The sequence below is a fragment of the Mesorhizobium sp. L103C119B0 genome (assembly GCF_000502235.1).
In the GTDB taxonomy this organism is placed as follows: domain Bacteria; phylum Pseudomonadota; class Alphaproteobacteria; order Rhizobiales; family Rhizobiaceae; genus Mesorhizobium.
The window spans coordinates 16,415-30,197 of record NZ_AYXE01000024.1; the positions used below are offsets into that span (position 1 = coordinate 16,415).

General features: G+C 62.6%; 13 protein-coding genes and 1 tRNA gene. 10 read left to right on the forward strand and 4 right to left on the reverse strand.

Annotated elements, in window-relative coordinates; translation table 11 throughout:
- The first annotated feature begins 123 nt into the window (after nt 1-123).
- The 5 genes from X728_RS139205 to X728_RS139185 all read left to right on the forward strand — a co-directional run bounded on the left by X728_RS139205 (nt 124) and on the right by X728_RS139185 (nt 5,131).
- On the forward strand, nt 124-1,143 hold the full coding sequence (locus X728_RS139205; protein WP_023687565.1) for a glucokinase: 1,020 nt from the start codon (nt 124-126) through the stop codon (nt 1,141-1,143).
- A gap of 278 nt (nt 1,144-1,421) precedes the next feature.
- A complete protein-coding gene (locus X728_RS139200) occupies nt 1,422-3,281 on the forward strand; it encodes an ABC transporter ATP-binding protein (RefSeq protein WP_023681221.1) in 1,860 nt (619 codons plus the stop codon).
- Entirely contained in the window at nt 3,278-4,099 is an 822-nt protein-coding gene (dapB, locus tag X728_RS139195) for a 4-hydroxy-tetrahydrodipicolinate reductase (protein ID WP_023726737.1), read from the forward strand. Before X728_RS139200 ends, dapB begins: the two co-directional genes overlap by 4 nt.
- Before the next feature lie 27 nt (nt 4,100-4,126).
- Nucleotides 4,127-4,747, forward strand: coding sequence for a 2,3-bisphosphoglycerate-dependent phosphoglycerate mutase (locus tag X728_RS139190; protein WP_023672068.1), 621 nt, complete (start codon nt 4,127-4,129; stop codon nt 4,745-4,747).
- A 299-nt stretch (nt 4,748-5,046) separates the two neighbouring features.
- Nucleotides 5,047-5,131: transfer RNA gene (locus X728_RS139185), tRNA-Leu, on the forward strand.
- A gap of 101 nt (nt 5,132-5,232) precedes the next feature.
- On the opposite strand, the gene X728_RS139180 is transcribed toward X728_RS139185, so the two are convergent.
- From X728_RS139180 to X728_RS1000000169610, 3 genes are all read right to left on the reverse strand, one after another.
- Nucleotides 5,233-5,577: a low affinity iron permease family protein gene (locus X728_RS139180; protein WP_023672069.1), complete on the reverse strand. Its 345-nt coding sequence runs from the start codon at nt 5,575-5,577 to the stop codon at nt 5,233-5,235.
- A 198-nt stretch (nt 5,578-5,775) separates the two neighbouring features.
- Nucleotides 5,776-6,084, reverse strand: coding sequence for a DUF1236 domain-containing protein (locus tag X728_RS139175; protein WP_023832964.1), 309 nt, complete (start codon nt 6,082-6,084; stop codon nt 5,776-5,778).
- A gap of 47 nt (nt 6,085-6,131) precedes the next feature.
- Complete coding sequence (locus X728_RS1000000169610; protein WP_245262541.1) at nt 6,132-6,392, reverse strand: hypothetical protein; 261 nt, start codon at nt 6,390-6,392, stop codon at nt 6,132-6,134.
- A gap of 176 nt (nt 6,393-6,568) precedes the next feature.
- Here X728_RS1000000169610 and X728_RS139170 point away from each other — a divergent pair, with 176 nt between their 5' ends.
- The 5 genes from X728_RS139170 (at nt 6,569) to X728_RS139145 (ending at nt 13,441) form a co-directional block, all read left to right on the forward strand.
- Complete coding sequence (locus X728_RS139170; protein ID WP_023672073.1) at nt 6,569-6,868, forward strand: DUF1236 domain-containing protein; 300 nt, start codon at nt 6,569-6,571, stop codon at nt 6,866-6,868.
- 74 nt (nt 6,869-6,942) lie between these two features.
- Complete coding sequence (locus tag X728_RS139165) at nt 6,943-7,149, forward strand: hypothetical protein (protein WP_023681214.1); 207 nt, start codon at nt 6,943-6,945, stop codon at nt 7,147-7,149.
- Nucleotides 7,150-8,041: 892 nt separating this feature from the next.
- Nucleotides 8,042-11,233 (forward strand): amino acid permease, encoded by a 3,192-nt coding sequence (locus X728_RS1000000171145; RefSeq protein ID WP_081732503.1) that lies wholly within the window; start codon nt 8,042-8,044, stop codon nt 11,231-11,233.
- Nucleotides 11,234-11,468: 235 nt separating this feature from the next.
- On the forward strand, nt 11,469-13,136 hold the full coding sequence (locus X728_RS139150) for an FAD-dependent oxidoreductase (RefSeq protein ID WP_023681212.1): 1,668 nt from the start codon (nt 11,469-11,471) through the stop codon (nt 13,134-13,136).
- On the forward strand, nt 13,136-13,441 hold the full coding sequence (locus X728_RS139145; protein ID WP_023672079.1) for a UBP-type zinc finger domain-containing protein: 306 nt from the start codon (nt 13,136-13,138) through the stop codon (nt 13,439-13,441). The genes X728_RS139150 and X728_RS139145 overlap by 1 nt, the downstream gene beginning before the upstream one ends.
- A gap of 39 nt (nt 13,442-13,480) precedes the next feature.
- Here the strand turns inward: X728_RS139145 and X728_RS1000000169620 are convergent, their stop codons facing one another.
- Complete coding sequence (locus X728_RS1000000169620; protein WP_196813750.1) at nt 13,481-13,672, reverse strand: hypothetical protein; 192 nt, start codon at nt 13,670-13,672, stop codon at nt 13,481-13,483.
- Between the last annotated feature and the right edge of the window lie 111 nt (nt 13,673-13,783).

The following is a 13,783-nucleotide window of genomic DNA, read 5'->3' on the forward strand; positions in this document are numbered from 1 at the left end:
CCATGCGCTAGTCAATCGATTGAACACCGGGCGATTGAACACCGGGCGATTGAACACCGGGCGATTGAAAAACCGGGCGATTGAAACGGTCGCAACGGCGCCGCAAAGGGGACGAGCAAGAGCATGTCAGGCGACGACGACACCGCGTTGCGGTTTCCAGTGCTGATCGGCGACATCGGCGGCACCAATGCGCGCTTTTCGATCGTGCTCGACGCAAATTCGGAAGCCGGTGAGCCGCATATCGTGCAAACCGCCAATTTCGCCACCATAGACGAGGCGATCCAGGCGGCGGTGCTCGACCGATCGTCCATCCGGCCGAATTCGGCAGTGCTGGCGATCGCCGGACCAGTCGATGGCGACGAGATCCCGCTTACCAACTGTCCCTGGGTGGTGAAGCCGAAGCAGATGTTTGCCAATCTGGGCCTGGGCGACATCGTCGTGCTCAACGATTTCGAGGCGCAGGCGCTGGCCGTCGTGGCGCTCGGCGAAGAGCATATGGAAAAGATCGGCGGCGGCACGCCGGAGGAGAATGCCGGACGCGTCGTGCTCGGCCCCGGCACCGGCCTCGGCGTCGCCGGGTTGGTTCATGCCCTCCACCACTGGATCCCGGTGCCTGGCGAAGGCGGCCATATGGATATCGGTCCGCGGACGCCGCGCGATTTCGAGGTGTTCCCGCATATCGAAAAGCTGGACGGCCGCATTTCGGGCGAGCAGATCCTGTGCGGGCGCGGTCTGGTCAATGTCTACCGGGCGGTCGCCAAGGCCGACGGCAAGCCGGCGCCGTTCACCACGCCGGCCGAAATCACCGGGGCGGCGCTGGCCAAGACCGACCCGGTTGCCGAGGAAGCTCTGGCGCTGTTCGTCACCTGCCTCGGCCGCACCGCCGGCGACCTCGCGCTGGTGTTCATGAGCCGCGGCGGCGTGTTTTTGACCGGCGGCATCGCGCAAAAGATCGTTCCGGCACTGAAGGAAGGCAGTTTCCGTGCCGCCTTCGAGGACAAAGCGCCGCACAGCGCGCTGATGGCCTCGATGCCGGTCTATGTCATCATCCACCCGCTGGCAGCGCTTCTGGGCCTTGCCGCCTATGCCCGCAACCCGTCGCTGTTCGGCGTCCAGACCGCGGGGCGGCGCTGGCGCACGTAATCCATTTCGTCCCGAACATGGGTCTGTTCCTGGAAATGGCTGCCGCTTTCGTGACCCTGACCTCGAGCCGCGACGAAGTTTCGCCATAGGCAAGCCGTAGCCGGGGCGCTAAGAGGGGGCCGAATTCCAGCTTGGCATCCCTAGATGCCGGTTGATTTCAGATCGAATCGACCTGAAATCATCCGGCTCTAAATCAAAGAGATAGAGCATGATGTCGTCCGAAAACCGCTTCACACTTTTCGGCATCATGCTCTAGCAAACCACGAAGCGCCCGCGATTTGACCGCTCAAAGTCCACTCAAACTGAAAGTCCAGCCAGCTGAGGTCACTGCGGTGCTGCGCCGCATCCTGGCCGAAAACGGTAGTGAATATCGCTGGACCTATGTCGTTGCCGTCGGCTGCCTGCTGATTGTTTCCGCCACCACCGCCTTCACGGCGTGGATCATGGCCCCGATGATCAACGAGATCTTCTACGAACGACGCGGCGACATGATCGTCTGGATCTGCGCCGGGTTCATGGCCGCCTCCGTGCTGCGCGGCTTCGCCGGTTACGGCCAGGCGGTCGCGTTGGCCAAGATCGGCAACAATCTGGTCGCCCGCTACCAGAAGCGCAGCTTCGACCATCTGATGAAGCTCGGCGTCGACTTCTTCAACGATACGCGTTCCGGTCGGCTGGCGGCACAGGTCAACGAGAATGTCGGCGGCGTTCGCGATCTGCTGTCGCTGACGCTGACCTCCATCAGCCGCGACGCGGTCTCGCTGATCGCCCTCGTTGGCGTCATGATCTACCAGGATCCGGTGTTGTCGCTCAGCTCGCTGCTGATCGGGCCGCCGCTGATCTGGGCCGTCGTCTACATCACCCGCCGATTGCGGCGCATCAACCGGGAATCGGTGCTGATCAACTCGCGGCTGAACGGGTCGGTACAGGAGGCCACGCAAGGCATCGCCATCGTCAAGGCCTTCACCCTGGAAGCCGAGCTGGCGCGCCGGATCGGCATCATGGCCGATACGGCCGAGCAGCGTAACAACAAGATCGCCCGGGTCGCGGAGCGGCTGTCGCCGATTTCCGAGATTTTGGGCGGTCTCGCCATTACCTCCGTCCTTGCCTATTCCGGCTACCGGGCGCTGGTGCTCGGACAACCACCAGGCGCTGTGTTTTCCTTCATCACCGCGCTGATCATGGCCTACGATCCGGCACGGCGCCTGGCTCGTACGCAGGTCGGTATGGAACGTGCCCTGGTCAACGCCCGGATGATTTACGAGCTGCTCGACCTGGAGCCTAAACAGGGCGATGCGCCCGACGCGGTCGAAGCCAGGATCACCACCGGCGAGGTTCGCTTCGACAATGTGACGTTCGGCTACAGCGCCGACATGCCGGTGATCAGGAACCTGAGTTTCACCGCCGCGGCCGGCAAGGTTACGGCGGTGGTCGGGGCCTCGGGTGCCGGCAAGACGACGCTCGTTGCGCTGCTGCAGCGCTTCTACGATGTCGACAAGGGTTCGATCGAGATCGATGGCCAGGACATTTCCAAAGTCACCAAGCACTCGCTGCGCGGCTCGATCGCCTATGTCTCGCAGGCGCCCTATCTGTTCGAAGGCAGCATACGCGACAACATCCGTTTTGGCCGACTTTCGGCGACCGACGCCGAGATCGAGCGGGCGGCGGTGCTGGCGGCGGCCGACGAGTTCATCCGTCAGCAGCCGCAGGGCTACGACACGCCCGTCGGCGAGGGCGGCTCGACCCTTTCCGGCGGCCAGCGCCAGCGCGTCTCGATTGCGCGGGCGATCGTGCGCAACGCGCCGATCCTTTTGCTCGACGAAGCGACCTCGGCGCTCGACAACGAGGCCGAGGCGCGCGTCCAGGAGGCGCTGACCCATGTGATGGAAGGGCGCACCACCATCGTGATAGCGCATCGCCTGTCGACGGTCGTCAACGCCGACCACATTATCGTGCTTGAAGAGGGGCGCCTGGTCGAGGAAGGCACCCATGCCGCACTGATGGCCGATCCAAACAGTGTCTACGCCCGCTTCCACCGCATTCAAGGCAAGAACGGACTGGGGCTTGTCGACGACTCGAAGCCCGTCCAAACTCCGGTCCGGCGCAGCCGCGCCAAGAAGGCGGTGGGGAGAACAGCATGAGCGAATCCAGCGAAATGGGCCTAGTGGTGGTGGGGGCGGCCGGCCGCATGGGCCAGACGCTGATCCGCGCCATCCATTCGATCCCCGGCGCCCGCGTCGTCGGCGCGGTCGAACGAACCGGATCGCCCTATCTCGGCAGGGATGCGGGCGAGCTTGCCGGCATCGGCATCATCAATGTGACGATCGGCGACGATCCGCTGCCGGTGTTCGCCAAGGCCGACGGCGTGCTCGATTTCACCATGCCGGCAGCCACCGTCGAATTCGCAGGCTATGCCGCGCAGGCACGCATTGCCCATGTCATCGGCACCACCGGCTGCTCGGCGGAAGACGACGCCAGGATCGAGGCCGCGGCGCGCCACGCGACGATCGTCAAATCCGGCAATATGAGCCTCGGCGTCAATCTTCTGGCGGTGCTGGTCGAGCAGGCCGCGCGCGCGCTCGGTCCAGAGGATTTCGACATCGAGATCCTCGAAATGCATCACAAGCACAAGGTCGACGCGCCGTCGGGCACCGCCTTGCTGCTCGGCGAAGCGGCGGCGGCGGGACGCGGCATTTCCCTTGCCGGCAACGATGTGCGGTCACGCGACGGCCATACCGGCGTGCGCAAGCCAGGAACGATCGGCTTTGCCAGCTTGCGCGGCGGCTCGGTGGTCGGCGACCACAGCGTCATCCTGGCCGGAACCGGCGAGCGCATCACGCTGTCGCACCATGCCGAGGACCGCGCCATCTTTGCCCGCGGCGCGGTCAAGGCCGCGCTCTGGGCGCGCGGCAAGAAGCCCGGACTTTATTCCATGCGGGACGTGCTCGGCTTGAGCTAAACCATCCATAATTTTGAAGGAGCAAACATGTCGGGAACTCTCGTGCTCGTGCGCCACGGCCAGAGCGAATGGAACCTGAAGAACCTGTTCACCGGCTGGCGCGATGTCGACCTGACTGAGCAGGGCCACAAGGAAGCCAAGGAAGCCGGCCAGAAGCTCAAGGCGCGCGGCTTGAAGTTCGACATCGCCTTCACCTCGGCGCTGATCCGGGCGCAGAAGACCTGCCAGCACATTCTCGACGCGGTCGGCCAGAGCGATTTGAAGACGATCCGCGACCAGGCGCTGAACGAGCGCGACTATGGCGATCTCTCCGGCCTCAACAAGGACGACGCGCGCCAGAAGTGGGGCGAGGAGCAGGTGCACATCTGGCGCCGCTCCTACGACGTGCCGCCGCCCGGCGGCGAAAGCCTGAAGGACACCGGCGCCCGCGTCTGGCCCTATTACCTGCACGACATGCAGTCGCATGTTCTGAAAGGCGGCACCGTGCTGGTCGCCGCGCATGGCAATTCGCTGCGCGCACTGATCATGGCGCTGGACGGCAAGAGCGGCGAGGAGATCGTCAAGCTCGAGCTCGGCACCGGCGTGCCGGTGATCTACAAGCTCAACGCCGATTCCACCGTGGCGTCGAAGGACGTGCTGGAGGGGTGAGGTTTTCGGCCAACGCATTCGCCAAGTCGGCGCTGCCCCTCATTGCCCTGCCGGGCATTTCTCCCCGTATAGTGACGGGGAGAAAGGGCTGGCCGCAGCCTCGGCGCTCTTCTTGTGACGCAGGTGACCGGCGAAAATCATCGATGAGAGCGCCCCTCTCCCCGTCACTGTGCGGGGAGAGGATGCCGGCAGGCAGGTGAGGGGCGGCGTTGACCCCCGGGAAACTAAGCCGGCAGGCTGCGGCCCTCGAAAAAGCGCGTTGACACATATCGTTTGCCCGCTTACATGAGCCCGCACCAGCCCAGATGGCGGAATTGGTAGACGCGCACGGTTCAGGTCCGTGTTCCGCAAGGAGTGGAGGTTCGAGTCCTCTTCTGGGCACCAAATTCCCGTTTCGGATAAGTCCGAAATGATTTAGACGCGAAGCAAAAAAGCCCGGTTCCCGGGCTTTTTTGCTGATGGATGACAGATAGTCCAGCGGAGGGTCAATGCGGCGGGCGAACCGCTTTCATTGCTTCTTCTTCGAGTGTCTGGAGCTTCTCCCGAATCTCCTCCGGCTCGGCATGCTCCAAGCCGACGACATCGTTTCTGGTCTCATTCAGCGAAACGATAATCTCATCAAGCTTGGCGTGAATGGCGGCCGTGTCACGGTAACCCTGGATCAGCACAACGCCGGTGATCACGATGGCCGCTACCGACAATGCGTAGGTGACCACATTGGTCAGGCCGAATGGCACCAACGCAGTACAGAGCAGCATGGCTACAAGAAGGACATAGAAGCCCGGTGGCCGGGATAGAAAGTCGCCCATCACAAACAGGAAGCGGTTCATATCCAGGCCGCGGTCAAAAATGCCACGAGTGCGGTGACGGCTACGCAAATTGGAATTGCCGCGAGTAAGGCAGCTTCCAGGACCCAAGTTTCCTTGTCGCTAAACATCAGACATCCTCCCGTTGAGAAAAGGCTGCCCGTAGACTTTCACAGGGCAGCCACAGCCCGCCGCTCCAGACCGGAGCGGCGGGCTCGCGCGTTATTCGATGATCTGCACGACCTTGCGCGTGTCGGGATCGACGAGAACCGCATGATCTCCGACAACCGTATACTTGTAGCGGACATCCGGAACGTCGATTGCGTGGAGCTCGACAGTGTCTGGAAGTGCCGTGCCGACATTGAGTTCGACGCCGAGCAAACTGACTGAGGCCAGCTTCTGCTTATGGATATATTCGCGAATGACCGTCTGTTGTTCGGGCTTGAGAACAATAACATCCCCGGCAAACGAGGTGCCGATGCCCGCCATAAGGACGAGGGCGCCGGCGGCGCTGACGAAATATCTGGTCATGGGAATTTCCTTTCATAGGTCAGTTTGAAGGCGTGGATACGACCAGATCAGCCGCCACTCGCAGGGGCTGGGGCAGGTGCCGCAGGCTTTGCGGGTGCAGCCGGAGCTTCCACCTTTGGCGCTTCAACCTTGACGTTGATATCCTTGCCGCCGTCGCCGCGGATATTGATGACGCCGGTAAAAATAAGCAATACTACGACTGCAATAAGTGCAAGAACAACAGCAATTGCAGTGCCGCCCCCACCACCAGAATTAACAACAGTTGGGCCGTCGGCCATGTGTTCCTCTCCTGTTTTATTTAGTTGCATTTGGGAAACGCCTGCCCCGCTTGAACGTTCCGCCTCGGGACTTGGGTCTTAGCTGATATCCGACTTTGGTCTGGTTCGCCGCGGACTGAAGTCACAGGAACAATCTGGCTGATCTCAAGTTCGGTCCCTCGGCGAACAGGCGTGGTGCCGTCGCCGGATTACGCGAGGAGAAAACCATGAAAATCCACTTTGCAAGTGCCGCTGCAGGCTTGTTGCTTTTGGCTGGGGTCGGCGCCGCCGCAGCTCAGGATGTCGTCATCACACCGGAGCAGGATACGGTCGTCCGCGAATACGTAAAAAAGCAGCCGCTGGCTTCGGTGAAGATCCCGGGCGTGGAGCTGAACGTCGGCAGTGCCTTGCCTGATACGGTCGAGCTGCACGAAGTTCCCAACGTCAAATACCGCTACGTCGTGGTCGACAACCGCACCGTCCTGGTCGACCCCGGCACCCGGAAAATTGTGAAGGTCTACGACTGATCGAATAGCTGCCGCCCGCCGCCGGCCATGGCGGCGGGCAGCGGATTTCACGTTGCGCTCCAGGATGATCGAAGATGATCGATGACGTCGAGACATCGCCAGCCCTTGATACCCGCTTGGGTTCTCTCAGGGCCAGAATGCGCGATGCGCGCATAACAGAGGCCGACATGAAGACCTTTCAGAAAGTCGCATCCATCATGGTTGGCGGCAGTGGCCGCATCAGCGGCGATGACCTGATTGCAGCGTCGTTCGTCCTCGAGGACCAGCCGGAAGGCTTGTGAGGCGGAGTACTCACGTGTGCAGGCTCCCGCAACGCTGATCCCAAGTGTTCTGGTGCTGAACACATTCCTGCTACGGGCCGGCGTCGAAGGCGTGCCCGCTGGCGAGGTCGCGTCGCGCTCAAGCATCGTCCAGAACACCATGTCGCCGCATGTGACGATACTCGGCCATGCTAGCCGATGCGGGCGCCATAGAAAATCACCGCGGCCGGCAGAACCGGGCAGGCCGGTCCAGAGCATCGCCACGCCTATGGTCAGAAATGTCACCGAGGCCAGTTTGGTGCAGATCGGATGATGGTAGCGGGCGATCGCCATCTCGACCGTACGGGCGCCGGCCTGGGAAGGACCCACCAGCGCGCCAAGGCCGACCGCCGCGCCCAGCGTGGTCGGCGCGCTGTTTGCCCTGCAACGCGGGGCTATGCTGCATGTTCGCACAAGTTAGCTCCAACTTGAGGCACGGCGTGAAGTCTCGGTGCTTGCCCCCACGATGGCGAGGTACGAAGTCAAAAGCGGTCAATGTGCTTAGCGATCTACAGTCGACTTCAGCCGCCGTTTCGAATGATGGCGCCCCGCAACCAGATTTGTCGATGATAAGCGATATTAGGCTGTATTCGCGACTATTCGATCGCTCTTCCATAGTGGGCGATTAGATAAAATTGGAAATGATATCCCGGATCGGAGGAGATCGATCCATTCGGGCCGGCATCAGCATGATTGAACCGCAGCTACCGCAAGTTGACAGCGATCATCGGGCGGATCTGGTTTGGTACGAAGTCTTAATACGTCTCACCTAAGGTCCAACTTTGACTTCGGGAGCGCGACGTTCGACAGACATATCTCCGCAGGTTACATTCGCCAGTCAGACAGCGCTCCGCACTCGAATGGATGTCTCTGAATGCCGGGCCTCACGCCTTCACGACCGCACCCGAGAACCTTGGGATGGATGGGCACGACAGCGCTCGCCATGGGTGGCAGCAATCAAAGCCTGTTTCTGATTGCCGCCCTTTTTGTCGGTCAGGGGAATATTCCCGGTCAAGGAAGCGCTGCGGTTCCTTTGCTCGTTGTTGGTCTGCTTCTAGGCTGGGCCGCCGCGCCTGCGTGGACCGAATTGGTTCTCATGTGGCCAAACCGCGTCGGCGGTATCTCTGCAGCGTGCGCCGAAGCCTTCCGACCTTACAGTCCCGTTCTCTCGGCTCTGACGGGCACCTGCTATTGGTGGGGTTGGGTGCCGACCTGCGGACTGACAGCGGTTCTTTCAGCGTCTGCAATCCAGCAATGGTACCTGCCGGGCCTCCCCGTGGAGGCGGTCGCCTGCGGGCTCATCGCATTCTTTACGGCGGTCAACCTGTGTGGAATCAAGTGGGTGGTCCAACTGGCGATCCCGATCGCCACTGCCTCCGCGACGCTTGCGTTTCTCTCATCCCTCGTCCCGGTCATCAGTGGCTCGGTCGACTGGCGGCAGGCGACGGATTTTGCCCTGACCAGCCCGTTTACCGGCCTGTTCGGCGATATCACGTCGGTGATGGCGGGACTGTACCTGATCGGGTTTGCCGCACCGGCATTTGAGGCTGCAGCCTGCCATGTTGGCGAAACCATCGATCCCAACCGCAACATTCCTCTGGCGATGTGGGCCAGCGCCGCAATGGCCGGCGTCTATTTCCTGGTCCTGCCGGTTGTCTGGCTGGGTGTGCTCGGGCCGGAGCCGCTCGGCACCGACCTCGCCATAGCTCTCGGGCCCACCTTTGCGCCCTTGTTGGGGAGTTTCGGCAAGGCGGCCGCCATCTGGCTCATCATGCTGAACATGTTCCATGGAACGTTGCAGCCATTGGCAGGCGCCGCGCGGACCCTTGCGCAGCTGAGCGAAGACGGCCTGCTGCCGAGCTTCCTGGCCAGGCGCACCTCAACAGATTGTCCCTGGGCGGCAACGCTGCTCACAGCTGCCGCGGCAATCGGCTTCATGCTGTGCGGGTATCCGCTCTGGATGATCGCCGCGGCCAATTTTACGTACCTGATCAGCATCTGCATGCCAAACATCGCAGTCTGGCTCTTGCGCCGTGATAGTCCCGAAGCCGAGCGACCCTTCCGGGCTCCCAGGGGAACGATCATCCTTGGCGTAGGCGCGGCTGCAATATGGCTGTTGACCGCCATACTGGGATTTCAGCAATTTGGCCTTCCTACCGTCCTGTTCGGTCTGGCTTTGGCATATTCGGGTGCTGCGCTCTACGCCTGGCGCACGATGGAGGATCGATACGCACTCGGTCTACCCTTGCTGCCACATACGCTTCACCTGAAGCTTACCGGAGCCATGCTTTTTGTGCTCGTGCTTGACGGTGCCGGCTATTTCCTGGCGATCGGCAGCGTTCCCCAAGGCGACACTTCATTGGTAGCCGCGCTGGAGGACATTTTTGTCGTTGTCGCGCTGCTGACCATCAGCGTTGGCCTGATCTTGCCGGGAATGATCACCCATTCGGCGACCGAGGTGAGCAACGCGGCAAAGCGTCTGACATCCGGAACGCTGAAGGATTTCTCTCTCGCCATGGTCGCCCTGGGGCGGGGAGACCTCGCTGCGGCGCATGCCTCCGTGAATATCATGCCGGTTACGGTAAACTCTCGTGACGAACTTGGAGAGATGGCCGAAAGCTTCAACCTGCTCCAGGACAAGGTGAGGGAAGCCGCCCACGGCCTGGACGACGCGCGCGAGAACATGAACGTAGCGCGCACCGAACTGATGGCACGGCACGAGGAAATCGCGCATCTCGCGCACCACGATCCGCTTACCGGCCTGGCGAACCGAGCCGCGCTTGCAGCACACCTGGCCACGACGCTCGAGCGCACAAAAGCAACGCACGCCAGCTTTGCCGTCTTCAGCATCGACCTTGACCATTTTAAAGAGGCGAACGACGTTTTCGGGCACGCCGCCGGCGACGATCTGCTTTGCACCATTTCCCGGCGTCTCCAAACCGCGGCGCCTGAGGCCTTTATCGCGCGCATGGGTGGCGACGAATTCACGGTTGTCCTGGCCATGGATGACCGGTCCGCGAGTGCCAAGGACGTTGCGGACCGTCTGTTCGAATCGGCGGCAGGCAAATTCGAAATCCGGGGCCAGCACATTTCGATCGGGGTGAGCATCGGGGCGGCGATCTATCCGAAAGACGGAGAGAATGCAGCGGCGCTGATGGCAAATGCCGACGCAGCGCTCTACCGGGCCAAGGCGGACGGTCGTCGAATGGTGCAATTCTTCGATCCTGAGATGGATAAGCGGCTAAGAGAGCGCTACGCCTTGCAGCGAGATTTGCGCTCTGCGGTCGCCCATGGCGAACTTGTGCTTCATTATCAGCCGCAAGCCAGGATGGACGGCGAAATCTTCGGCTTCGAGGCACTCGCCCGATGGCACCATCCAAAGCATGGGCTCATCTCCCCAAACGCGTTTGTCTCGCTTGCCGAACAGGATGGCACGATCGTTGAGATAGGTGAATGGACGCTCAGGCAGGCGTGCAGAGACGCGGCCTCCTGGCCCTCACCGCTGCAGATCGCCGTGAACCTCTCTCCCGTGCAATTCCGTTTCGGGGACCTGGTAGGCCTCGTTCACTCTATCCTCTACGAGACCGGCCTTGCTCCGGGGCGGCTGGAACTGGAAATCACGGAAGGGGTTCTCATCCGCGACCGGGCAACTGCCTTGTCGGTTTTGCGGAGGTTGAAGGCGTTGGGCGTCAGGGTCTCGATGGATGATTTTGGCACGGGATATGCCTCGCTGTCCTCGTTGCAGGCGTTTCCATTCGACAAGATCAAGATAGATCGCAGTTTTGTTTCGGGTGTCGGTTCGAATGTCCAATCGGCGGCCATCGTGCGCACGATACTCAGCTTGGGGAATGCGCTGGCCTTACCTGTCATCGCGGAGGGTGTCGAAACAGAGGACGAGCGTGCCTTCCTGATGAAGGAAGGATGTCCCGAAATCCAAGGATATCTGGTGGGGCGCCCGCATCCGATAGCGCTCTACAAAGATGTGACGAATGGGATTTCGCCAGGATCTGCCTTCGGGGAGCCCAAGGATACTACCGCACCTCAGGCGCTTGGCGTAACGCGATAGCCCGGCGCCGACCGTCGGCGCGCTGCTCTTGCAGCATACTGGTGAGCGAGGACTGCTGGCGGTACTGCTCGGGCTCGCCCTTATAAAGGTCGCACTTGTCGGCGCACTGTTTGCCTTGCAGCGCGGGGCCATGTGAGGCATCCGCACGAGTTGGTGCGGGAACCAACCTGCCCTCCCGGCCAGGCGCTTAACAAACCACTTCAAACCCGGCCGTCTCGGCGCTACGCTCGCACCTATGGCCCCACCCACCCAGCCGATCACCGTCACCCGCCGCGACCAGATGTTTCCCATCCTGGGCGACGCCGATATCGAGCGCATGCGCCGGTTCGGCGAGGCGAGTTCCTATGCCGCCGGCGAGCATATCGTCACCGCCGGCACCGTAGCGCCGGGGCTGATCGTCATCCTGTCGGGCACGGTCGATATCACCCAGGATGTCAGGCCTGGCCGGCGCGAGACCATCGTCACTCATGGTCCCGGCAATTTCATCGGCGAGCTGGCGCAGCTTTCCAGCCGGCCGTCGCTGGTCAATGCGGAGGCGGCCGAGCCGGTCGAGGCCTTCGTCATCCCCTCGCAGCGGCTGCGCGACCTGATGGTGCAGGAGGCAAGCCTTGGCGAGCGGATCATGCGGGCGCTGATCCTGCGCCGCGTCGGGCTTCTGGAAAGCGGCTCGAGCGGGCCGGTCGTCATCGGCCCGGCCGGCAATGGCGACACGCTGCGGCTGCAGGGATTTCTGCGCCGCAGCGGCCAGCCGCACCGCGCGCTCGATTCCGACAGCGACCCGTGCGCCAAGACGCTGATTGAGCATTTTCATGTTGACCCGCACCATCTGCCGATCGTGCTCTGCCCCAACGGCAAGCTGATGCACAATCCCGGCGAAACCGAACTTGCCCGCTGCATCGGCCTGCTGCGGCCGATCGATCCCGACATGGTCTATGACGTCGCCATTGTCGGCGCCGGGCCGGCGGGGCTGGCGGCCGCGGTCTATGCGGCATCCGAAGGGCTGTCGACCATCGTGCTCGATTGCCGCGCCTTCGGCGGCCAGGCCGGCGCCTCCGCGCGCATCGAGAACTATCTGGGTTTCCCCACCGGCATTTCCGGCATGGCGCTGATGGCGCGCGCCTACAACCAGGCGCAGAAATTCGGCGTCGAAATAGTCATCCCCGACGAGGCCAAGCTGCTCGGTGCAGCAGGCGAGGGCTACACGCTTACCGTCGGCGACGGTGAAAGCCTGCGCGCACGCACGGTGGTGATCGCCAGCGGCGCCCGCTACCGCCGCCTCGACATCGCCAAGCTGGCCGAGTTCGAGGGCACGTCGGTGCATTACTGGGCCTCGCCGATCGAAGCGCGGCTATGCGTGGGGCAAGAAGTGGCGCTGGTCGGCGCCGGCAATTCGGCGGGGCAGGCGGCCGTCTATCTCGCCAGCCAGGTGCGCAAGGTGACTATGCTGGCGCGCCGCGGCGGCCTCAGGGAAACCATGTCGCGCTATCTGGTCGAGCGTATCGAGGCGCAACCCAACATCGAGGTGCTTGGCGAGACCGAGATCGAGGCGCTGGAAGGCGAAGGCGGCAATCTCACCCAGTTGCGTTGGCGCAACCCCGGCGGCGTCGAGACGCGGCCGATCCAGCATCTCTTCCTGTTCATCGGCGCCGACCCCAACACCGATTGGCTGGCTGGGTGCGATATCGCGCTCGACGCCAGGGGCTTCGTGCGCACCGGCGCCGACATAGGGGCGGGCCAGATGGAGACCAGCCGCAGCGGCGTGTTCGCCATCGGCGACGTGCGCGCAGGCTCGGTCAAGCGGGTCGCCGCCGCCGTCGGCGAAGGCGCCCAGGTGGTGGCTGCCTTGCACGCCTATCTCGCGCGACCCGACGCAGCAGCGCCCGAACTGGCCAGGAGAGCATAATGGATGAATGCAAACACACGCGCGACATCAAGACGGTGACGCCGAGCGCGCTCGGTTGCGAGGAGTGCCTGAAGAGCGGCTCCATGTGGGTGCATCTCAGGCTGTGCCGTACCTGCGGCCATGTCGGCTGCTGCGACGACTCGCCCAACCGCCACGCCACCAAGCATTTCCACGCCACCAAGCACCCTATCATCGAAGGCTACGACCCGCCGGAAGGCTGGGCCTGGTGCTTTGTCGACGAGGCGTTCATCGACCTGGAAGGCGACGTGACGCCGCAGAACGGCCCGATCCCGAAGTTTTTCTGAGGCGGCCGTTCCCGGGCAGGCAAGCCGACGGCCGTGCCGCTATTTCACCGAGCCAGTAACCGTGCGGTCGAGGGCGTCGGGACTGTGGTCGTTGCCGGCAAGTGCGGCAATGATCAGAAGACTGGCGACGACCGGGACGAACAGGATGGCCACGCGGGCCTGCACATAAAAGATGGCTCGCCATTCGCTGCGCTTTTCCGGGCTGTTGTCCATCACACTCACTCTCGCCATGCCTCCCCGGGGCGGGACATAGCGGCGAAGAGTTAAGCAAAGGCTGCTGAATGTGTTAACGCGCGGCGGATTGGGATTTAATCTCGACGGTCAGCGCCGCCCCTCATTGTC

Coding starts and splice junctions, on each gene's coding strand:
- X728_RS139205 (WP_023687565.1), top strand. CDS start 124: ATGTCAGGCGACGACGACACCGCGTTGCGGTTTCCAGTGCTGATCGGC.
- dapB (WP_023726737.1), top strand. CDS start 3,278: ATGAGCGAATCCAGCGAAATGGGCCTAGTGGTGGTGGGGGCGGCCGGC.
- X728_RS139190 (WP_023672068.1), top strand. CDS start 4,127: ATGTCGGGAACTCTCGTGCTCGTGCGCCACGGCCAGAGCGAATGGAAC.
- X728_RS139180 (WP_023672069.1), bottom strand. CDS start 5,577: ATGAACCGCTTCCTGTTTGTGATGGGCGACTTTCTATCCCGGCCACCG.
- X728_RS139175 (WP_023832964.1), bottom strand. CDS start 6,084: ATGACCAGATATTTCGTCAGCGCCGCCGGCGCCCTCGTCCTTATGGCG.
- X728_RS1000000169610 (WP_245262541.1), bottom strand. CDS start 6,392: ATGCAACTAAATAAAACAGGAGAGGAACACATGGCCGACGGCCCAACT.
- X728_RS139170 (WP_023672073.1), top strand. CDS start 6,569: ATGAAAATCCACTTTGCAAGTGCCGCTGCAGGCTTGTTGCTTTTGGCT.
- X728_RS139165 (WP_023681214.1), top strand. CDS start 6,943: ATGATCGATGACGTCGAGACATCGCCAGCCCTTGATACCCGCTTGGGT.
- X728_RS1000000171145 (WP_081732503.1), top strand. CDS start 8,042: ATGCCGGGCCTCACGCCTTCACGACCGCACCCGAGAACCTTGGGATGG.
- X728_RS139150 (WP_023681212.1), top strand. CDS start 11,469: ATGGCCCCACCCACCCAGCCGATCACCGTCACCCGCCGCGACCAGATG.
- X728_RS139145 (WP_023672079.1), top strand. CDS start 13,136: ATGGATGAATGCAAACACACGCGCGACATCAAGACGGTGACGCCGAGC.
- X728_RS1000000169620 (WP_196813750.1), bottom strand. CDS start 13,672: ATGGCGAGAGTGAGTGTGATGGACAACAGCCCGGAAAAGCGCAGCGAA.